12 protein-coding genes and 1 pseudogene are annotated in these 21,274 nt (G+C 70.4%); 9 read left to right on the top strand and 4 right to left on the bottom strand.

Annotation, left to right across the window (positions count from 1 at the left end; translation table 11 throughout):
- Positions 1–34: 34 nt before the first annotated feature.
- A complete protein-coding gene (locus tag QFZ82_RS10840) occupies positions 35–1,156 on the bottom strand; it encodes a SchA/CurD-like domain-containing protein (protein ID WP_307712966.1) in 1,122 nt (373 codons plus the stop codon).
- A 258-nt stretch (positions 1,157–1,414) separates the two neighbouring features.
- On the opposite strand from QFZ82_RS10840, the gene QFZ82_RS10835 reads away from it, so the two are divergent.
- Positions 1,415–3,073: an FAD-dependent monooxygenase gene (locus QFZ82_RS10835; RefSeq protein WP_307712965.1), complete on the top strand. Its 1,659-nt coding sequence runs from the start codon at positions 1,415–1,417 to the stop codon at positions 3,071–3,073.
- A gap of 225 nt (positions 3,074–3,298) precedes the next feature.
- On the top strand, positions 3,299–4,654 hold the full coding sequence (gene gdhA / locus QFZ82_RS10830; RefSeq protein ID WP_307712964.1) for an NADP-specific glutamate dehydrogenase: 1,356 nt from the start codon (positions 3,299–3,301) through the stop codon (positions 4,652–4,654).
- Positions 4,655–4,737: 83 nt separating this feature from the next.
- Here gdhA and QFZ82_RS10825 read toward each other — a convergent pair whose 3' ends face one another.
- The 3 genes from QFZ82_RS10825 to QFZ82_RS10815 form a co-directional block, all read right to left on the bottom strand.
- On the bottom strand, positions 4,738–5,586 hold the full coding sequence (locus QFZ82_RS10825) for an endo alpha-1,4 polygalactosaminidase (RefSeq protein ID WP_307712963.1): 849 nt from the start codon (positions 5,584–5,586) through the stop codon (positions 4,738–4,740).
- Positions 5,586–6,263, bottom strand: coding sequence for a TetR/AcrR family transcriptional regulator (locus QFZ82_RS10820; RefSeq protein ID WP_307712962.1), 678 nt, complete (start codon positions 6,261–6,263; stop codon positions 5,586–5,588). The genes QFZ82_RS10825 and QFZ82_RS10820 overlap by 1 nt, the downstream gene beginning before the upstream one ends.
- Before the next feature lie 314 nt (positions 6,264–6,577).
- A complete protein-coding gene (locus QFZ82_RS10815; protein ID WP_307712961.1) occupies positions 6,578–7,612 on the bottom strand; it encodes a LacI family DNA-binding transcriptional regulator in 1,035 nt (344 codons plus the stop codon).
- 350 nt (positions 7,613–7,962) lie between these two features.
- On the opposite strand from QFZ82_RS10815, the gene QFZ82_RS10810 reads away from it, so the two are divergent.
- The 7 genes and pseudogenes from QFZ82_RS10810 (at position 7,963) to pulA (ending at position 21,255) form a co-directional block, all read left to right on the top strand.
- Entirely contained in the window at positions 7,963–9,237 is a 1,275-nt protein-coding gene (locus QFZ82_RS10810) for an extracellular solute-binding protein (protein WP_307712960.1), read from the top strand.
- Positions 9,238–9,258: 21 nt separating this feature from the next.
- Positions 9,259–10,266 (top strand): carbohydrate ABC transporter permease, encoded by a 1,008-nt coding sequence (locus tag QFZ82_RS10805; protein WP_307712959.1) that lies wholly within the window; start codon positions 9,259–9,261, stop codon positions 10,264–10,266.
- A complete protein-coding gene (locus tag QFZ82_RS10800; protein WP_307717692.1) occupies positions 10,260–11,129 on the top strand; it encodes a sugar ABC transporter permease in 870 nt (289 codons plus the stop codon). Before QFZ82_RS10805 ends, QFZ82_RS10800 begins: the two co-directional genes overlap by 7 nt.
- A gap of 83 nt (positions 11,130–11,212) precedes the next feature.
- On the top strand, positions 11,213–12,901 hold the full coding sequence (locus tag QFZ82_RS10795) for an alpha-amylase family glycosyl hydrolase (RefSeq protein ID WP_307712958.1): 1,689 nt from the start codon (positions 11,213–11,215) through the stop codon (positions 12,899–12,901).
- Positions 12,889–13,956 (top strand): LacI family DNA-binding transcriptional regulator, encoded by a 1,068-nt coding sequence (locus QFZ82_RS10790; RefSeq protein WP_307712957.1) that lies wholly within the window; start codon positions 12,889–12,891, stop codon positions 13,954–13,956. The genes QFZ82_RS10795 and QFZ82_RS10790 overlap by 13 nt, the downstream gene beginning before the upstream one ends.
- Positions 13,957–14,366: 410 nt before the next feature.
- Positions 14,367–15,743 (top strand): annotated as a pseudogene (locus tag QFZ82_RS10785) (alpha-amylase family protein); the annotation flags it as partial.
- A 94-nt stretch (positions 15,744–15,837) separates the two neighbouring features.
- Positions 15,838–21,255, top strand: a complete 5,418-nt coding sequence (gene pulA, locus QFZ82_RS10780; RefSeq protein WP_373429268.1) for a pullulanase-type alpha-1,6-glucosidase — start codon at positions 15,838–15,840, stop codon at positions 21,253–21,255.
- The last annotated feature ends 19 nt before the right edge of the window (positions 21,256–21,274 follow it).

Here is a 21,274-nt window from a genome sequence, read left to right as displayed (position 1 = left end):
GTGCGGCGCCCGGCTCCGCTCGGACGGGCGCGGTTCAGGAAGCGCGGCGGTCGGTGATCAGACGCATGTCGGCGCTTTCCAGGAGGCGCGCCGCCACCTTCTCGTCGGTGAGCGACCCGTCCACACCGAGAGCATCGAGATCGAGCAGGCGCGCCAGCACGTCAGCCTTGCGGGGGCCGCGCGCGCCGAGGGCGAGCAGCGGGTCGGTGTCCAGCGGACCGCGCGCGTCGACGAGCCGTACGACGATGTCGTCGCGCTGGAAGACGGTGCTGCTGTCGATCAGCCCTGCGGGAACGTCAGCGGCGGCCTCGTCCTGCTGGGCCAGCAGCTTGGCCAGCGCCATGCCGCACCCCTTCTTGGCCGGGTAGAACAGGCCGTGCCGCACGACGTCCTGCGGGCTGCCGCCGGTCGTGGCCAGGTGGTGGACGGCCGGGAGAGCCGCGCGGGTGAAGAACACGCGGGCCGACTTCGGGTCGTCGAGGTCGCGGTCCTGCTCCAGGTACGGGTTGATGGCCTCTTCCACCGCCCGCACCTCGGGCTGGCGGGCCACGTGCCGCAGTGCCGCCAGCAGGTCACCCTGCACCTCCACGGTCCGCACGACGCGGTTGCCGTGCATGAACAGGGAGGTACGGCGCAGCCGGGTGGTGTCATCGACCCGGGCCTCGGGCGAGGTGTATCCCGCGAGGATCTCGGCGACCCTGTGCTCGCTGTCCGGCCTGACCGTGAAGGTGAGGGCGTGGCGTACGACGCCGTCACCGACGCGGGGCGCCGGCTGCGTGCCCGTGCGGCGCTTCTGGGAGACCGGGGTGCGTGCCCCGTCCGTCTCGCGCAGCACGCTGTAACGGAAGGACCGGGTATCGCGGACACAGTCGTGGAGCGGCTGGACGGTCTCCAGGTGCTCCTCGCTGTTCACCCAGGCGAGGAACGGCGGAGCGCTCTCCCATTCGCTGGTGATCAGCCACTGGGACGGGTTCTCTATGGACTGGCACAGCTGGTCGGAGATGTGGCCGGGGACGGACGCCACCTGGTGCCGCATGTGCTCGTAGGCGGCGAGGAACTGCTGCTGTGCCCCGTCGTAGAGATCGAGCATCAGTACCACGCGCAGCCGGGAGCCGTCGAAGGCCGACTGGGATATACGTTCGGACAGCGTCGTCATGGTCACGCCTCTCCTTGGACAGTGAGCCCGCCACACCCGCGTACGACATCGGTCCTCGGAAGATCCCGAGCATGAGATCCGGTGCGTACGGTCCGTCGATCGCCGTCAACGGCTGTGGCGGTCCGGTCTCGATCCTCGCCACGTACCACCGGTGGCGCGAGATGTGTGAACCAGGTGGGTGAAGCGGCGACCCGAAGCACCTTCCCGGGGGCATGGAAACGTCGTCCACTTCCCGGCAGCCGCAGCAGGAGCTGATCGATGCAACAACAGGCTGAAGTACGCGTACCTGTCCTCGTCGTGGGCGGCTCCCTGGTGGGCCTGTCCACGTCCCTCTTCCTCGGCCGGCTCGGCATCGAGCACATGCTGGTCGAGCGACATGCGGGCACCTCGATGCACCCACGCGGCCGCGGCAACAACGTGCGCACCATGGAGCTGTTCCGCACGGCCGGCGTGGACGATCCCATCCGTGAGGCCGGCCGGGTCCTGGCCGAGAACCACGGCATCCTCCAGACGCCCTCGCTCACCGGCGGTGGCGGCGAATGGCTGATCAAGGAGGTGCAGCACAGCAGCGGCGCGTCCCGCTTCAGCCCGGCCCCCTGGTGCGTGTGCAGCCAGAACGACCTGGAGCCGGTGCTCCTGGAGTACGCCACGAAGTACGGCGGCGATCTGCGGTTCTCCACCGAGCTGCGCTCCTTCGAACAGGACGAAGGGGGCGTCACGGCGGTCGTCGAGGACCGGATGACGGGCCGGCTCGGCACGGTGCGCGCGGACTACCTCGTCGCCGCCGACGGGCCGCGCAGCCCGGTGCGCGAACGGCTCGGCATCGGCCGGTCGGGGCCGGGCGACCTGTTCCACAACGTGAGCATCACGTTCCGCTCGCGCGGCCTCGCGGCCGTGGTCGGGGACCGCCGCTTCATCGTCTGCTACCTCACCGACCCGGCGGCCGACGGCGCCCTGCTGCCGGTGGACAACGCCGAGAACTGGGTGTTCCACGCGCCGTGGCAGCCCCAGACCGGCGAGACGATCGAGGACTTCACCGACGAGCGCTGCATCACGCACATCCGCCGCGCCACCGGCGCCCTCGACCTCGACGTCGAGATCACCGGCAAGGCGCCCTGGCACGCCGCCGAGCGGGTCGCCGAACGGTACGCCGACGGCCGTGTCTTCCTCGCGGGCGACTCGGCGCACGAAATGTCCCCGACCGGCGCGTTCGGCTCCAACACCGGTATCCAGGACGCCCACAACCTCGCCTGGAAGCTCGCCGCCGTCCTGCGCGGCCACGCGGGCCCCGGCCTGCTGGACACCTACGACGCCGAGCGCCGGCCGGTCGCGATGGCCACCAGCAAGCGGGCCTCCGTCCGCTCCGAGGAGCACAGCCACCCCGGCTACGCGCCCGCTCCCGGCGGCGGCGGAAAGCAGAGCGGAATGCTGACCGTCGCCCTCGGCTACCGCTACCGCAGCGGTGCGGTCCTGGGCGCCGACCCCGAACTGCCCATCGTCCCCCAGCAGCTGCAGCTCACGGGTGAACCCGGCAGCCGCGCACCGCACCTGTGGGTGCGCCGCGGCGGCGAGAGCGGCATGGTGTCCACCCTCGACCTCTACGAACGCTCCTTCGTCCTGCTGACGGACGCGGGCCCCGGCGGCGGCGCCTGGCACGCGGCCGGGGTGGACGCCGCCGCCCGTCTGCGCGTCCCGCTCGACGTGTACCGCATCGGCGAGGGCCCGGGCGCCGACCTGGTGCCCGAGACCGGCGTCGACTGGCGGGCCGCGCACGGTACGACCGGCGAAGGAGCCCTCCTCGTACGGCCGGACGGCTTCGTCGCCTGGCGCTCGCCGGGCTCCGTACCCGACCCCGAAGCCGTGCTGTCCGACGTGCTGGAGTCGTTGCTCCACCGTTCACCGACGGGTCGTGGCTGAGCCGCGAACGCCTGATAGCGTCCGAGGGGAGGCGGCTTGCCGCCTCCCCTTTCCCGTGCCGGAGCCCGGCCGGAAGGGCACCCGGGGAGGAGCCGGGGACTGTTGCGCGGGTCCCGCCCGCGTGAACACCCGGGGCCGTACGGCCGTACTCCTCGCCGGCAACGACACCGGACCACCGTCCCGGCCGGGCACCGACCGCGTCGGCCGGGCAGGAAGGGACACGCTGTGACAGCTTCACCCGCGAAGGACCGGCAGGCCGCCCTCCGCACCGAACTGGAACGCCGCAACCCGGGCGAGCCCGAGTTCCACCAGGCGGCCCGGGAGGTCCTGGAGAGCCTGGGCCCCGTGTTCGCCGCGCGTCCCGAGTACGCGGAGCCGGGGCTCGTCGAGCGGCTCTGCGAGCCCGAGCGGCAGATCATGTTCCGGGTGCCCTGGCAGGACGATCACGGCGCGGTCCACGTGAACCGGGGATTCCGGGTGGAGTTCAACAGCGCGCTCGGCCCATACAAGGGCGGGCTGCGCTTCCACCCCTCGGTCAACCTCGGTGTCGTGAAGTTCCTCGGCTTCGAGCAGATCTTCAAGAACGCCCTCACCGGACTCGGCATCGGCGGCGGCAAGGGCGGCAGCGACTTCGACCCGCGCGGCCGCTCGGACGCCGAAGTCATGCGCTTCTGCCAGTCGTTCATGACAGAACTCCACCGGCACATCGGCGAGCACACCGATGTGCCGGCGGGTGACATCGGGGTGGGCACCCGCGAGATCGGCTACCTCTTCGGCCAGTACCGGCGCATCACCAACCGCTGGGAGGCGGGGGTGCTCACCGGCAAGGGACTCGCGTGGGGCGGCTCCGCGTTCCGCACCGAGGCGACCGGCTACGGCAGCGTGCTGTTCGCCGCCGAGATGCTGAGCCTGCGCGGCGAGGAACTCGCGGGCCTGACGGCTGTGGTCTCCGGCTCCGGCAACGTCGCCGTCCACACGATCGAGAAGCTGACGAGCAGCGGCGCGCACCCGGTCACCTGCTCCGACTCCCAGGGCTGCGTCGTCGACGAGAAGGGCATCGACGTCGAACTCCTCAAGCAGGTCAAGGAGGTCGAACGGGGACGCGTCAGCGACTACGCGGACCGCCGCGGGTCCTCCGCCCGCTATGTGCCGGGCGGCAGTGTGTGGGACGTCCCGGCCGACATCGCGTTCCCCTCGGCCACCCAGAACGAACTGGACGCGCAGCACGCCCTCACGCTCGTCCGCAACGGCGTGCGCGCGGTCTCCGAAGGCGCCAACATGCCCTGCACGCCCGAGGCGGTGCGCGTCTTCCAGGACGCGGGTGTCGCCCTCGGCCCCGGCAAGGCGGCCAACGCCGGCGGCGTCGCGGTCAGCGCCCTGGAGATGCGCCAGAACGCCTCCCGCGACTCCTGGACGCCCGCGCGCATGGAGAAGGAGCTCGGCCTGATCATGGGCGACATCCACCGCATCTGCCACGAGACGTCCGAGCGCTACGGCGTCCCCGGCGACTACGTGACCGGCGCGAACATCGCGGGCTTCGAGCGCGTCGCGGACGCGATGCTGGCCCAGGGCCTGGTCTGATCCGTCCGGGGCTTCGGCCCCCGGCCCGCCGGGTGCAGGAGGCGGGCACGGGGGCGGAGCACCCGGTTCGGGCCGGTGGGCGTTCAGCAGGTTTCGCGGACGTGACCCGGCTCGCCCGCAGGGCGCACGTCGCGGTCGCGCAGCACGACGGACAGGCGCGGCCACGTGCGGCACGCGGTGGCGAAGTCCTCCTGCTCGTACTCGACGTCGAACACGCGGCCGTCGTACGCGCGCGTGAAGCCGGGGCACTCCTCGTAGCGCGCGCACTCCTCCACGACCGCGAAGTCGAAGCCGATGTCCTCGTGTCCGTCGAGCAGTTCGGCGGTGTTCTTCTGGGCGATGGCGAGCCCCCGCGCGTGGGCCCGGTCCGCCAGCAGCCGGGCGAAGGCGATGGCGTCGGCCTCGCTGAGGAGGCCGTCCGAGCGGGTGTACGAGTCGAGGTTGTCGGGCTCGACCGCGTCGAATCCGCGCTCCGCGCACCCGTCGATCCACGGCCCCACGACACCGAGCAGCGAGCGGCGCTTGGCGGCCGACGAGAGGTCGAACAGCGGCTCGTCCCACTCCTCGTCGACGACCAACTTGCCGTCGCGCCCGCGCAGCAGCAGGTCCGGGTGCTTCTTCCGCCACCAGGCGACGGCGTCCCCGGGTTGTGTCTGGAAGGCGTTGACGTAGCAGATGTTGTACAGGCCCGGCACGGGCTCGGCGCCCCGGTCGCGGGAGACGGCCTCGACGTCGTCGGCCGGCGGATAGGCGCCGCCCAGCTGATAGTCGAACACCGCGCCCGCCGCCGGGCGGAGGACGCCGTCCCCGTCGGGACCGGGCGCCGTGGGACGCGGAGGGGGGTCCGTGGCCGTGGAGCACGCGCTCAGCAGCACCAGCAGGACAGCGGCGGTGGCGGTGGCCGCGACGCGGGTCCTGGGCAACGGGCGCATCAGTTCCCTGCTTCGGTGTCCGCGGCCCGACCGGCGGGCATGACCCCCGGCTGCGCGACGAGCGCGAGCACCTCGGCCTCCGCCTGCCCTGCGGGCACTCCCGCCGCGATGAGCGTCGCGACGGCGGTCGCCCGCCCGTCGTCCTTCCAGGCACCAGTGTTGACGCTCTCCAGCAGCGAGAGCGTCAGGCACTCGAGGGCCGCGCTCAGCGCGGGCGCCGGGACGGGGGAGGGGAACGCCCCGGCCGCCCGGCCACGTTCCAGGATCGTCCGCACCGTCGTGCGCGTGGGGGAGAGGATCCCGGTGACACGCTCGACGCCCAGGTCACGCCGGGCCAGGGCGATCAGCATGCGGTAGCGGTCGCCGACCGGCCACATCGTCAGCACGAAACGGGCGAGCGCGCGCTCGGCGGGCTCGTCGGGGGCACTCGTCGCCGCGAACGCGCGGACCGCCTCCCGCAGTGCCGCGGCGGCCTCGTCGGCGAGCGCCTCGAGCAGCGCCTGGCGGCCGGGGAAGTGGCCGTAGACGGTGCGGCGCACGACACCCGCGGCCCGCGCGATCTCCTCGAGCGTGGTGTCCGGGCTGAAGCCCAGCTCGCTCCGTGCGACGGCGAGGATGCGGGCGCGGTTGGAGCGGGAGTTGCGCCTCTGCGGCTCGCGGGCGGCGGGCTTCGTCACAGCAGTACCTCGGGGCCGGGGTCGCGCGGCGGTTCCCGCGGACGGATCTTCATGGTGGCACGGGCGGGGCGGCCGCCCAAGAAGCCCACCGCCGCCCGCAGACGGTTCCGGATCGTGCGGCGGCCGGCCGGCACCGGGCCACGGAGATGTCCGGGCGACCCGTGATCGTGACGATTTTCCGGCGGCCGGCGGCGGCCAGGCGACGGACGGCGAGATGGCCGCCGCCGGCGTTGTCGGAGTCCGACGCGGGAGACCGGCTCGTCGGGGGACCGGAGCCGTACACGAGTCGGCGCGCCGCCCTCTGGCGGGGCCGCTCACCGGTCGGAGCCGGACCTCTTCGTTCCGGATGCCGTCGAGCCGCGGACCACCAGCTCGGGCATGAACACGAACTCGCTGTGGGGGGCCGGTGTCCCGCCGACCTCCTCCAGCAGCGCACGGACCGCGGCCTGGCCCATGGCCTGCACGGGCTGGCGGATCGTGGTCAGCGGGGGGTCGGTGAACGCTATGAGCGGCGAGTCGTCGAAGCCGACCACCGAGATGTCCTTCGGCACGTGCAGCCCCTGCTGCCGCGCCGCCCGGATCGCGCCGAGCGCCATCATGTCGCTCGCGCACACGATGGCCGTGCAGCCGCGCGCGATGAGCCCGGAGGCGGCGGCCTGGCCGCCCTCCAGCGTGTAGAGCGAATGCTGGATCAGCTCCTGCGACTCCTCCAGGGACAGGCCCAGCCGCTCCTTCATCGCCGTCTGGAAGCCCTCTATCTTGCGCAGCACCGGCACGAACCGCCTGGGGCCGAGGGCCAGGCCGATCCGGGTATGGCCGAGCGAGACCAGGTGGGTGACCGCCAGCTGCATGGCGGCCCGGTCGTCGGGGGAGACGAAGGGCGCCTGCACCTTGGAGGAGAAGCCGTTGACCAGGACGTACGGCACGCCCTGGGCGCGCAGCCGGTCGTAGCGCTCCATGTCGGCGGTGGTGTCGGCGTGCAGGCCGGAGACGAAGATGATCCCGGAGACGCCCCGGTCGACCAGCATCTCGGTCAGCTCGTCCTCGGTGGAGCCGCCGGGTGTCTGGGTGGCGAGGACGGGGGTGTACCCCTGGCGGGTCAGCGCCTGGCCGATCACCTGCGCCAGGGCGGGGAAGATGGGGTTGTCCAGCTCGGGGGTTATCAGGCCGACCAGGCCCGCGCTGCGCTGGCGCAGCCGCACGGGCCGTTCGTAGCCGAGCACGTCGAGTGCGGCCAGGACGGACTCACGGGTGGCCGCGGCCACACCGGGCTTGCCGTTGAGCACGCGGCTGACTGTGGCTTCACTGACCCCCGCCTGGGCTGCGATGTCGGCGAGCCGCGCGGTCATGTCAGTGGACTGTACCGGGCGTACGGGGGATTGCCCACCACGCATCGGATTCGGACGGTTGCGGCACGACGGTGTGAGCGTTCGATCACAGGTCTGCAAAACCTTGCGGAGTGGTTGCGGACGCCTTGCGGCAGGCCTCACCCTGTGTCGGGGACGGTGTCAAGCGATCCTTCGGCAACTCTCAGGATACGCGGATGTAACGATCACCCGTCCTTGCAGAAATTTGCCGCAAGGTCTTTCCGATGGTTTTCAGCCCTGTTACGTTCCTGGCAACCCGGCACCGCGAGGGAGCGGACGGCGGGAGGCAGGTTTTCGCCTCCGCCCTTCCGGGCTCAGTTGAAGGAGTTCACATGCGGCGTGGCATAGCGGCCACTGCACTGGTCGCGGCACTGGCCGTGTCGGCGACGGCGTGCGGTGGGGACGACGGCAACAAGGGTGGCAAGAGCAGTTCCGGCGAGCTCAGCGGCACCGTCACCTGGTGGGACACCTCCACGGTCGGCAGTGAGGACAAGGTCTTCAAGAAGATCGCCGAGGACTTCACCAAGCTGCACCCGAAGGTCACCGTCAAGTACGTCAATGTGCCGTTCGGTGAGGCGCAGAACAAGTTCAAGAACGCCGCGCAGTCCGGCTCCGGCGCCCCCGACGTCATCCGCTCCGAGGTCGCCTGGACTCCCGAGTTCGCCGACCTCGGCTACCTCGCGCCGCTCGACGGCACCACTGCCCTCAAGAACGAGGACGACTTCCTCAAGCAGGCGGCCGCGTCCACCGTCTACAACGACAAGACCTACGCGGTGCCGCAGGTCATCGACTCCATGGGCATCTTCTACAACAAGAAGATGTTCAAGGACGCCGGTGTCGAGGCCCCCAAGACCATCGACGAGCTGAAGACGGTCTCCGCCACGATCAAGGAGAAGACCGGCAAGACCGGCCTTTACCTCCGCGGCGACGACGCCTACTGGTTCCTCTCCTTCCTCTACGGTGAGGGCGGCGACCTGGTCGACGCCGAGAAGAAGACCGTCACGGTCGACGACGAGGCGGGCGTCAAGGCGATGAAGGTCGTCAAGGACCTGGTCGACTCCAAGGCCGCGATCACCGACGCCACCAACGGCTGGGACAACATGCAGGCCGCCTTCAAGGAAGGCAAGGTCGCCATGATGATCAACGGCCCGTGGGCCGTGACCGACACCTACACGGGTGCGCAGTTCACCGACAAGTCCAACCTCGGCATCGCCCCGGTCCCGGCCGGCACGGCCGGCCAGGGCGCCCCGCAGGGCGGCCACAACCTCGCCGTGTACGCGGGGTCCAAGAACCTGGACGCCTCCTACGCCTTCGTTGAGTACATGACCAACACGGAGAACCAGGCCAAGGTCGCCAAGGACCTCAGCCTGCTTCCGACCCGCAACTCGGTCTACTCGCAGCCGGGCGTCGCCGGCAATGAGAACGTCAACTTCTTCCGCCCGGTCGTCGACAAGGCCGTCGAGCGTCCCTGGATCCCCGAGACCGGCAGCCTGTTCGCCCCGCTGGTCACCGAGTACACCAAGGTCCTCACCGGCCAGACCACCCCGGAGAAGGGCGTCAAGGCCGTCGGCGAGGAGTACCGAAAGCTCCTCAAGGACTGGAAGTAAGCAAGGAGGATTGACCGGCTGATGGCTGTGGACACCAGCCAGTCGGTGGCGCAGGCCGCGGGCGACGACGCCCGCGGCCGGAGCCGCGGTACTGGCAAGCCCGAGGGAAAGCTCAAGCGTTCCGTCTCGATCCACTGGTACGCCTGGGCGATGGTCGCTCCGGTCGTGGCCGTGATCGGCGTGATCATCGGATACCCGCTCGTCCGCGGGATCTACCTGTCCCTGACGAACGCCACGGAGCGCAACGTCGCGCGCACCATCGGCGTCAACGAGATCCCCGCGACCTACGAGTTCGTCGGCCTCGACAACTACACCGATGCCCTGACCGGCGACCAGTTCCTCGGGACGCTCGGGTGGACGCTGGTGTGGACCGTGGCCTGCGTCTCCATCACCTTCACCCTCGGTCTCGGTCTGGCCAACATGCTCAACCGGAGGATCGCCGGCCGCTCCTTCTACCGGATGCTGCTGATCCTGCCGTGGGCCGTTCCCGGTTTCGTCTCCGTCTTCGCCTGGCGCTTCCTCTACGACGAGCGCCGCGGCCTGCTGAACACGGTCCTCGCCGGCGGCGGGATCGACGCGGTCCCGTGGCTGAACGACCCGACGATGGCCAAGCTGTCGGTGATCGCGGTGAACGTCTGGCTCGGTGTGCCGTTCATGATGGTCGCCCTGCTCGGCGGACTGCAGTCCATTCCCGGTGAGCTCTACGAGGCCGCCGAGATGGACGGCGCCACGGCCTGGCAGCGGTTTCGCAACATCACCATGCCCGGACTCCGTTCCGTCAGCACGACGGTGATCCTGCTCAGCACCATCTGGACGTTCAACATGTTCCCGGTGATCTTCCTCCTCACACGGGGCGGTCCCGGCGAGGCGACGCAGATCCTGGTGACTCAGGCGTACAAGTTCTCCTTCGAGATCAGCCCGCGGGACTTCGCTCAGTCGTCCACCTGGGGCGTCCTGATCCTGGTCCTGTTGATGTTCTTCGCCGCGGTCTACCGGCGAGTCCTCCGCAAGCAGGGAGAAGTCTGGTGACCACCGCAGCAACCACGCCCCGGGCCAAGGTCCGCCGACGCGGCGAGCGTTCGCCACTCGCCTCCTTCGGGCTTCACGCCACCCTGGTCGTCACGTCCGTGATCGCCGTCTTCCCTGTGCTGTGGGTCCTGCTGACCTCGCTGAAGCCGGCCAAGTACGCGAACACCACGGACTTCGTCAAGGAGACGACGCTCGCCAACTACCGGCAGCTGCTCGAGGACACCGAGTTCATCGCCTGGTTCGCGAACTCGCTGATCGTCGCGGCTCTCACCACCGTCCTCGGTGTCTTCATCGCCGCAACCACCGGGTACGCCGTGAGCCGCTTCCGGTTCCCCGGCAAGCGCGGGCTGATGTGGACCCTGCTGATCACCCAGATGTTCCCGGTCGCGGTGCTGATCGTGCCGATCTACAACATCATGGCGACCCTGGGGCTCCTCAACAGCGCCACCGGCCTGGTCATCACCTATCTGACGATCGCCGTGCCGTTCTGCGCCTGGATGATGAAGGGCTTCTTCGACACCATCCCGGCCGAGGTCGACGAGTCGGGGCAGGTCGACGGCCTCACCCCGTTCGGGACGTTCTGGCGGCTGATCCTGCCGCTCGCCAAACCCGGCATCGCAGTGACCGCGTTCTACTCCTTCATCACCGCCTGGGGCGAGGTCGCGTACGCCTCCGCGTTCCTGGTCGGTGACGAGAACCTGACGCTCGCCGGCGGCCTGCAGAAGTTCGTCAACCAGTACGGAGCCCAGTGGGGGCTGATGACCGCGGCCTCCGTGCTCATCGCCATCCCCGCCGGCCTCGTGTTCCTCTTCGCCCAGCGGCATCTGGTGACCGGTATGTCCGCCGGTGCCGTCAAGGGCTGAACCACCGTATGAAGCGGCGTCGCCGGTCCGTGTCCGACTCCCGGGCCGGCGCCGCACCCCACCCCATGACCTTCAGGGATGACATGACCCAGCACCTTGCTGTCCCCGCTGCTCCCACCTCCGGCACGCACACGGGCTGGTGGCGTGACGCGGTGATCTACCAGGTCTACCCGCGCAGCTTCGCCGACGGCAACGGCGACGGCATGGGCGACCTGGAAGGCATCCGCAGCCGGCTGCCGTACCTCCGGGACCTCGGCGTCGACGCCGTCTGGCTCAGCCCCTTCTACGCCTCTCCGCAGGCCGACGCGGGCTACGACGTCGCCGACTACCGCGCCATCGACCCCATGTTCGGCAGCCTGCTCGACGCCGACGCGGTGATCCGCGAGGCGCACGAACTGGGCCTGCGCATCATCGTCGACCTTGTCCCCAACCACTCCTCGGACCAGCACGAGTGGTTCCAGCGCGCACTGCGCGAGGGCCCCGGCTCGCCGCTGAGGGAGCGCTACCACTTCCGCCCCGGAAAGGGCGTGAACGGTGAAATGCCGCCCAACGACTGGGAGTCCATCTTCGGTGGCCCTGCCTGGACCCGGGTCGAGGTGCCGGACGGCAATGGGGGCACCTCCCAGCCGGAGGCTGGGGGAGAGTGGTACCTCCACCTGTTCGCGCCCGAACAGCCGGACTTCAACTGGGAGCACCCCGCCGTCCGTGATGAGTTCCGCTCCATCCTGCGTTTCTGGCTCGACATGGGCGTCGACGGCTTCCGCGTCGACGTCGCCCATGGTCTGATCAAGGCGCCGGGCCTGCCGGACCTCGGCACGCACGACCAGCTGAAACTGCTCGGAAACGATGTCATGCCGTTCTTCGACCAGGACGGCGTCCACGAGGTCTACCGCTCCTGGCGCAAAGTCCTCGCCGAATACGGCGACGACCGCGTCCTCGTCGCCGAGGCCTGGACCCCCACCGTCCAGCGCACCGCCAACTACGTGCGCCCCGACGAGATGCACCAGGCCTTCAACTTCCAGTACCTCGGCACCCATTGGGACGCGGCGGAGCTGCGCAAGGTCATCGACGACTCGCTCGCGGCGATGCGGCCCGTCGGCGCACCCACCACCTGGGTGCTGTCCAACCACGATGTGACCCGGCACGCCACCCGCTTCGCCAACCCGGCCGGGCTCGGAACCCAGCTGCGCGAGGCCGGCGACCGCGAACTCGGTCTGCGTCGCGCCCGCGCCGCGACCCTGCTGATGCTGGCGCTGCCCGGCTCCGCCTACATCTACCAGGGCGAGGAGCTCGGTCTGCCCGACGTCACCGACCTGCCGGACGAGGTGCGCCAGGACCCGTCGTTCTTCCGCGCCGCGGGCCAGGACGGCTTCCGCGACGGTTGCCGGGTACCGATCCCGTGGACCGTCGAGGGCTCCTCGTACGGCTTCGGCAGCGGCGGCAGCTGGCTGCCGCAGCCGGACAGCTGGGGCGCGCTGAGCGTCGAGGCGCAGACCGGCGACCCGGGTTCCACACTCGAGCTCTACCGCAGTGCGCTCGCCGTCCGCCGTGAGCACCCCGGGCTCGGCGCCGGTGACGCGGTCGAGTGGGTGAACGCTCCCGAGGGCGTGCTCGCGTTCCGCCGCGACGGTTTCCTGTGCACCGCCAACACCACCGGCGAGACGGTCCGTATCCCGGTGCCCGGCCGGACCCTGCTTGCCAACGACACGGTGATGATCGTGGACGACATGGCAGAGGTGCCCGCCGACACCACTGTCTGGTGGGCGGTGTGACGGTTCAGTCGCCTCGGGGCGACACCAGCGGCGCCCCGAGGCTCGCCGACCTCGCCCTCCAGGCAGGGGTCAGCGAAGCCACCGTCAGCCGGGTGCTCAACGGCAAGGCGGGTGTCGCCGCCACGACCAGGCACCGGGTGCTGGCCGCCCTCGATGTGCTCGGCTACGAGCGGCCCGTGCGGCTCAAGCGGCGCAGCGCCGGTCTGGTCGGGCTCGTCATCCCCGAGCTGACCAATCCGATCTTCCCGGCGTTCGCGCAGGTCATCGAGCAGGTGCTGGCCGGTCACGGGTACACGCCCGTGCTGTGCACGCAGATGCCGGGCGGTGCCACCGAGGACGAGCTCGTGGAGCAGCTGGAGGAGCGCGGCGTCACGGGCATCGTGTTCCTGTCCGGGCTGCACGCCGACACCTCGGCCGACCCGTCGCGCTATGTGCGACTCGCCTCCCGGGGCGTGCCGTTCGTCCTCATCAACGGCTTCAACGAGCGGGTCGACGCGCACTTCGTCTCGCCCGACGACCGCTCGGCGGCGCGCATGGCGGTGCGCCATCTCGTGGAGCTGGGGCACGAACGCATCGGCCTCGCCGTCGGCCCCACCCGGTATGTGCCCTCCCGGCGCAAGACCGAGGGATTCACGGCGGCCCTCCACTCGCTGCTGGGCATACCCCACGAGGAGGCCCAGCACCTCATCCGGCGCACGCTGTTCTCGGTGGAGGGCGGTCAAGTGGCCGCCGGCGCACTGCTCGACGCGGGCTGCACCGGCATCGTGTGCGGCAGCGACCTGATGGCGCTCGGCGCGATCCGCGCCGTGCGCGGGCGCGGCCTCGACGTGCCGCGCGACGCCTCGGTGGTCGGCTTCGACGACTCGCCGCTGATCGCGTTCACGGATCCGCCGCTCACGACGGTGCGTCAGCCCGTGCAGGCGATGGCGACGGCCGCGGTGGACGCGCTGATCGAGGAGATCGACGGAAACCCCGTACAGCGCACGGAGTTCGTCTTCCAGCCGGAGCTCGTGGTGCGCGGCTCCACGGGCGCTCCATCCGGCCACGGCGCCTGACGGGGGATCGGTCCGGCCGGCCGGGCGCGTAGGGCCCGGCACGGACCGGGACCCCCGGCCGGCGCGAACCCCGTGGAAGCCACCCGCTCGGGGTGACCGCCAGCGGCCCTGCCCGGATCCACGGCCCCCGTAAGGGGCCGGTCCGGAGACGTGGTTGAACGTAACACCGCTGCAATGACTTGCGAAAGAGTTTGCGGACACGGAACGGCCACGTTTTCCGGTTGTCACCCGCCCGTCATGAACCCCTGTCCGGAGGGTTGACCGGGTCGCGCGGTGGGTCGTACGGTCTCGACCGCAACGAGTTTCAGTCTTCTTGCACAAGAATTCTCAAAAGGCCTTGCGGGCACGGCGCGTTGACCGTACGAGGCTGCCCCCTCGCATCCGCACCTCCCTGAAGAGCAGGAGGAATCATGGCCCGCAGAACCGTGGCCGCTGCACTCGCCGTCCTGGCGGGAGCCGCTGCGGCCGTCACGGCCCCCGCACCGGCCCAGGCCGCGCCGCCCGGCGACAAGGACGTCACCGCCGTGATGTTCGAGTGGAAGTTCGCCTCCGTCGCCAAGGCCTGTACGGACCAGCTCGGTCCGGCAGGCTACGGGTACGTCCAGGTCTCGCCGCCCCAGGAGCACATCCAGGGCCCGCAGTGGTGGACCTCGTACCAGCCCGTCAGCTACAAGATCGCCGGCCGCCTCGGCGACCGGACCGCCTTCAAGAACATGATCGACACCTGCCACGCGGCAGGCGTGAAGGTCGTCGCCGACACCGTCGTCAACCACATGGCCGCGGGCTCCGGGACGGGCACCGGCGGCTCCTCGTACGGGAAGTACGACTACCCGGGGCTGTACTCCTGGTACGACCTGAACAACTGCACCGCGCAGATCAGCAACTACCAGGACCGCTGGAACGTGCAGGAGTGCGAGCTCGTAGGGCTCGCCGACCTGGACACCGGCGAGGAGTACGTGCGCACGAAGATCGCCGGCTACATGAACGACCTGCTGTCGCTCGGTGTCGACGGCTTCCGCATCGACGCCGCCAAGCACATGGCCGCCGGCGACCTCGCGGCCGTGAAGGCCAAGCTGACGAACCCGTCCGTGTACTGGAAGCAGGAGGCCATCCACGGCGCAGGCGAGGCGGTCTCGCCCGCCGAGTACCTCGGCAACGGCGACGTGCAGGAGTTCCGCTACGCACGCGACCTCAAGCGCGTCTTCCAGAACGAGAACCTCGCCTACCTGAAGAACTACGGCGAGGGCTGGGGCTACATGGAGTCCGCCAGGTCCGCCGTCTTCGTCGACAACCACGACACCGAGCGCGGTGGCGACACGCTCAACTACAAGAACGGCGCCGACTACACCCTGGCAGGCGTCTTCATGCTGGCCTGGCCCTACGGGTCGCCCGACGTGCACTCCGGCTACGAGTGGTCGGACAGGGACGCAGGTCCGCCGGGCGGCGGGCATGTCAACGCCTGCTGGAACGACGGCTGGAAGTGCCAGCACGCCTGGCGCGAGATCTCCTCCATGGTCGCCTTCCGCAACGTCTCCCGGGGCCAGTCCGTCACCAACTGGTGGGACAACGGAGGCGACCAGATCGCCTTCGGCCGCGGCTCCAAGGCGTATGTGGCCATCAACCACGAGACGTGGTCGCTCACCCGCACCTTCCAGACCTCCCTGCCGTCGGGCACCTACTGCGACGTCCAGAACAACAGGCCGGTCACGGTGAACGGCTCCGGTCAGTTCACCGCGACCCTCGGCCCCAACACCGCGGTCGCGCTGCACGCCGGCGCCCGCTCCTGCGGCTGACATCCACCCACTCCCGCCGCCCCGCTCCTCCTCCCCGGAGCGGGGCGGCACTCCGCATCCGTTCACATCCTCATCCAGGAGATCCGCTGTGATACGCCCCCGTATCCGCCTGCGCCCGGGCGCGGCCGCCGTCGCCGCCGCGGCGACGGTCGCGGCGCTCGTCCCCGCCCTGCCGGCGGTGGCCTCGCCCGAGCCGCCCCCGCCGCCTTCGGACAGAGCCCTGGCCGCACAGCCGGCCCGTCACGACCTGACCCGTGAGCAGTTCTACTTCGTCCTGCCGGACCGTTTCGCGAACGGCGACCCGAAGAACGACCGCGGCGGCCTCACCGGCACCCGGACGACCACCGGCTACGACCCCGCCGACAAGGGCTTCTACCAGGGCGGCGACCTCAAGGGGCTGACCGAGAGGCTCGACTACATCAAGGGGCTCGGCACCACCGCCATCTGGATGGCGCCGATCTTCAAGAACCAGCCGGTACAGGGCGAGGGCAAGGACGCGAGCGCGGCCTACCACGGCTACTGGATCACCGACTTCACCCAGGTCGACCCCCACTTCGGCACCAACGCCGACCTGGAGAGGCTGATCGACAAGGCCCACGACAAGGGCATGAAGGTCTTCTTCGACGTCATCACCAACCACACCGCCGACGTCGTCGACTACCAGGAGAAGTCGTACGGCTACCTCTCCAAGGGCGCCTTCCCCTACCTGACGAAGGACGGCGAGCCCTTCGACGACAGCGACTACGCCGACGGGGCACGCCGTTTCCCGGCGACCGACCGGGACTCCTTCCCGCGCACCCCCGTCGTGCCCGCCGGGAAGAAGGACATCAAGGTCCCCGCCTGGCTCAACGACCCGGAGATGTACCACAACAGGGGCGACTCGACCTTCGCGGGCGAGTCCGCCGAGCACGGCGACTTCTCCGGTCTCGACGACCTGTGGACCGAACGGCCCGAGGTCGTCGAGGGCATGGCGAAGATCTATCAGCGCTGGGTGCGCGACTTCGACATCGACGGCTTCCGCATCGACACGGTCAAGCACGTCAACATGGAGTTCTGGACGCAGTGGGCGACCGCGCTCGACGCGTACGCCGCCCAGCAGGGCAGGGACGACTTCTTCATGTTCGGCGAGGTCTACTCGGGCGACCCGGCGATCACCTCGCCGTACGTCACGCGGGGCCGCCTCGACGCCACCCTCGACTTCCCGTTCCAGGACGCCGCCCGCGCCTACGCCTCGCAGGGCGCCTCCGCGGACAAGCTCGCGCACCTCTTCGCACAGGACTACCGCTACACCACGGACAAGGCCAACGCCTACGAGTCCGTACCCTTCCTCGGCAACCACGACATGGGCCGCTTCGGCACCTTCCTGCGGCAGGACAACCCGCAGGCCGCCGACGCCGAGCTGCTGCGGCGCCACCGGCTCGCCAACGAGCTCATGTTCCTCAGCCGCGGCAACCCGGTGATCTACTACGGCGACGAGCAGGGCTACACCGGCGCGGGCGGCGACAAGGACGCGCGCCAGAGCCTGTTCGCCTCGCGGACCGCCGACTACCTCGACGACGACCAGCTCGGCACCGACCGCACGCACGGCGAGGACGCGTACGACACCTCCCACCCGCTGTACCGGTCCGTCGCCGCGCTGTCGAAGCTCACCAAGGCGCACCCGGCGCTGCGGGACGGCGTGCAGCAGCAGCGCTACGCGGAGGGCTCCGTGTACGCCTTCTCCCGCACCGACGCCGCGGCGAAGACCGAGTACGTCGTGGCCCTGAACAACGCGAGCGCCGCCAAGACGGTCCGCATCCCGACCGGTTCGGCCGACACGGACTTCACCGCGATCCACGGCGGCGACGCCACCGTCCGCAGCGGAAGCGACCGGACCGTCGAGGTCACCGTCCCGGCGCTCTCGTCGCTCGTGCTCAAGGCCGCGAAGCCGCTCGCCGCACCCGCCACGAAGCCGTCCGTCGTTCTGAAGACGCCGGAAGCCGGCGCCACCGGCACCGTCGAGATCTCGGCCGACGCCGACGGCGGGCCGCTCGGCCGGGTCGTGTTCGCCGCGCAGGTGGGCAACGGCCCCTGGCAGGTCCTCGGCTCAGCCGACCACGCCCCCTACAAGGTCACCCAGCACATCACCGCCCCCGCGGGAACCGCCCTGCGCTACAAGGCCGTCGTCGTCGACTCCGAGGGCCGCACCGCGAGCGCCACGGCCGCCACGACCAGCGGCGCACCCGCCGTCGAACAGCCCCCGACCGCGGCCCAGCGGGACTATGCGATCGTCCACTACAAGCGTGCCGACGGCGACTATGCCGACTGGGGCCTGTACACCTGGGGCGACATCGCCGAAGGCGAGGGCACGACCTGGCCCGCGGGCAAGCCCTTCACCGGCCGCGACGCGTATGGAGCCTTCGCCTACGTGAAGCTGAAGCCCGGCGCCTCCTCCGTCGGCTTCATCGCCGTGAACAAGGACGGCGTGAAGGACACCGACGCCGACCGCACCATCGACCTGTCGAAGACCGGTGAGGTGTGGATCGAGCAGGGCAGGCCCGGCCTGTCGAACACCGCGCCCGAGGGGGCCTACCCGCCCCAGGACACGTCCAAGGCCGTTCTGCACTACAAGCGCGCCGATGAGGGTACGTCCCAGGCCGGAGGCTCTGGGGGAGACTACACGGGCTGGGGCCTGCACACCTGGACCGGGGCAGCGAACCCCACCGACTGGTCCAAGCCCCTGGAGCCGGTACGGACGGACGCGTACGGCGCCGTCTTCGAGGTGCCGCTCGCACCGGGAGCCACCTCGCTCAGTTACATCCTGCACAAGGGCGACCAGAAGGACCTGCCCTCCGACCAGTCCCTCGACCTCAAGGCGAACGGCCACGAGGTGTGGCTCCTGGCCGGCCAGGAGAAGTACCTGCTGCCGCAGCCCAAGGGCGGTGGCGCGGCCCTGGACCTCACCAAGGCGCACGCCGTCTGGATCGACGAAGAGACCGTCGCCTGGAACGGCAGTGACGCCGCCGCGTCCAGCGCCCTGCTCTACTCCCACGAGGGCTCCGTCGCCGTCGACAACGGCGCGCTGACCGGTGACGCGCGAGTGCTGCGGCTGACCGAGGCGTCGCTGACCGACGCGCAGAAGGCCAAGCACCCGCACCTGAAGACGTACACGGCCCACCGCGTCGACGAACGCGACCGCGACCGGGTGCGCGAAGCCCTGCGCGGCCAGGTCGTGGCCGCCCAGTACGCGGCCAACGGCGCCGTCGTCACGGCGACCGGCGTCCAGATCGCCGGCGTCCTCGACGACCTGTACGCGCCGGAGGCCACCAAGGCGTCGCTCGGCGCGACGTTCGACCGCAAGGGCGTGCCCACGCTGCGGCTGTGGGCGCCGACCGCGCAGCACGTCGCGCTGGAGATCGACGGCGAGAGGGTCGCCATGCGCCGCGACGACGCGAGCGGCGTCTGGTCGGTGCGCGGCAGGAAGGGCTGGAAGGGGGGCAAGTACCGCTACGACGTGCGCGTGTGGGCCCCGAGCGTGCAGAAGGTCGTCACGAACAAGGTCACCGACCCTTACTCCGTCGCCCTGACGGCGAACTCCGAGCGGAGCATCGTCACCGACCTCTCCGACCCGTCCCTGGCCCCCGCCGGCTGGTCCTCGCTGAAGAAGCCCGCCGCCGTGCCGCTGAAGGACGCCCAGATCCAGGAGCTGCACATCCGCGACTTCTCCGTCGCGGACCCGACGGCCGACCACCGGGGCACGTACCTCGCCTTCGCCGACAAGGACAGCAAGGGCTCGAAGCACCTGCGCGCCCTCGCCGGCGCCGGCACCTCCTACGTCCACCTGCTGCCCGCCTTCGACATCGGCACCATCCCCGAGAAGAAGGCCGACCAGCAGCAGCCCGAGTGCGACCTGAAGATCTACGCACCCGACTCCGAGGAGCAGCAGGCCTGCGTCGCGAAGGCCGCCGCGAAGGACGCCTACAACTGGGGTTACGACCCCCTGCACTACACGGTCCCCGAGGGCTCGTACGCCACCGACCCGGACGGCACGCGGCGCACGGTCGAGTTCCGGCAGATGGTGAAGTCCCTCAACGACGACGGCCTGCGCACCGTCATGGACGTCGTCTACAACCACACCGTCGCGAGCGGCCAGGCCGACAAGTCCGTCCTCGACAGGATCGTGCCCGGCTACTACCAGCGGCTGCTCGCCGACGGCTCGGTGGCGACCTCGACCTGCTGCGCCAACACCGCCCCCGAGAACGCCATGATGGGCAAGCTCGTCGTGGACTCGATCGTGACCTGGGCGCGCGACTACAAGGTGGACGGCTTCCGCTTCGACCTGATGGGCCACCACCCGAAGGCCAACATCCTCGCGGTGCGCCAGGCGCTCGACGAGCTCACCGTGGAGCGCGACGGCGTCGACGGGAAGAAGATCGTGCTGTACGGGGAGGGCTGGGACTTCGGCGAGATCGCCGACGACGCCCGCTTCGTCCAGGCCACCCAGAAGAACATGGCCGGCACCGGCATCGCGACTTTCTCCGACCGTGCGCGCGACGCCGTGCGCGGCGGCGGTCCGTTCGACGACGACCCGGGCGTGCAGGGCTTCGCCTCGGGCCTGTACACCGAGCCGAACTCCTCGAAGGCCAACGGCACCGAGGCGGAGCAGAGGGCGCGGCTGCTGCACTACCAGGACCTGATCAAGGTCGGTCTTTCGGGCAACCTCGCCTCGTACTCCTTCACGGACACCCGCGGCCGCGCCGTCAAGGGCTCCGAGGTCGACTACAACGGCGCCCCGGCCGGCTACGCCGCGGCGCCCGGTGACGCGCTCGCCTACGCGGACGCCCACGACAACGAGACGCTGTACGACGCACTCGCCTTCAAGCTCCCGGCCGGTACGTCCGCCGCGGACCGGGCGCGCATGCAGGTGCTCGCGATGGCGACCTCGGCCCTGTCGCAGGGGCCCGCCCTCTCCCAGGCGGGCACCGACCTGCTGCGCTCCAAGTCGCTGGACCGCAACTCGTACGACAGCGGCGACTGGTTCAACGCCATCCACTGGGACTGCCGCGACGGCAACGGCTTCGGCCGCGGCCTGCCGCCCGCCGCGGACAACAAGCCCAAGTGGGGATACGCGAAGCCGCTGCTGACAAGCGCGTCGCTCACCGTCGGCTGCGCGCAGATCGACGGCGCCTCGGCCGCCTACCGCGACCTGCTGCGGATCCGGACCACCGAGCCCGTGTTCGGCCTCGCGACCGCCGAGGACGTCCAGTCGGCGCTGTCCTTCCCGCTGTCGGGCACGGACGAGACCCCGGGCGTGATCACCATGCGCCTCGGTGACCTCGTCGTCGTGTTCAACGCCACGCCCGAGCGGCAGACCCAGCGGGTCGCGGACCTCGCGGGCAGCGGCTACGCCCTGCACCCGGTACAGCGTTCGGGTGCGGACGAGGCCGTCAAGGCCTCGTCGTACGAGCGGAGTTCGGGAACCTTCACGGTCCCGGCCCGTACGGTCGCCGTCTTCGAGCGCGGCTGACCGATTCGTGATCCCCCGC

The organism is Streptomyces sp. V4I23, from assembly GCF_030817975.1.
GTDB lineage: Bacteria > Actinomycetota > Actinomycetes > Streptomycetales > Streptomycetaceae > Streptomyces.
The sequence above is the reverse complement of the archived record's forward strand: the minus strand, read 5'-3'. Positions and strand labels throughout refer to the sequence as shown.

Coding starts and splice junctions, on each gene's coding strand:
- QFZ82_RS10840 (WP_307712966.1), bottom strand. CDS start 1,156: ATGACGACGCTGTCCGAACGTATATCCCAGTCGGCCTTCGACGGCTCC.
- QFZ82_RS10835 (WP_307712965.1), top strand. CDS start 1,415: ATGCAACAACAGGCTGAAGTACGCGTACCTGTCCTCGTCGTGGGCGGC.
- QFZ82_RS10825 (WP_307712963.1), bottom strand. CDS start 5,586: ATGCGCCCGTTGCCCAGGACCCGCGTCGCGGCCACCGCCACCGCCGCT.
- QFZ82_RS10815 (WP_307712961.1), bottom strand. CDS start 7,612: ATGACCGCGCGGCTCGCCGACATCGCAGCCCAGGCGGGGGTCAGTGAA.
- QFZ82_RS10810 (WP_307712960.1), top strand. CDS start 7,963: ATGCGGCGTGGCATAGCGGCCACTGCACTGGTCGCGGCACTGGCCGTG.
- QFZ82_RS10805 (WP_307712959.1), top strand. CDS start 9,259: ATGGCTGTGGACACCAGCCAGTCGGTGGCGCAGGCCGCGGGCGACGAC.
- QFZ82_RS10795 (WP_307712958.1), top strand. CDS start 11,213: ATGACCCAGCACCTTGCTGTCCCCGCTGCTCCCACCTCCGGCACGCAC.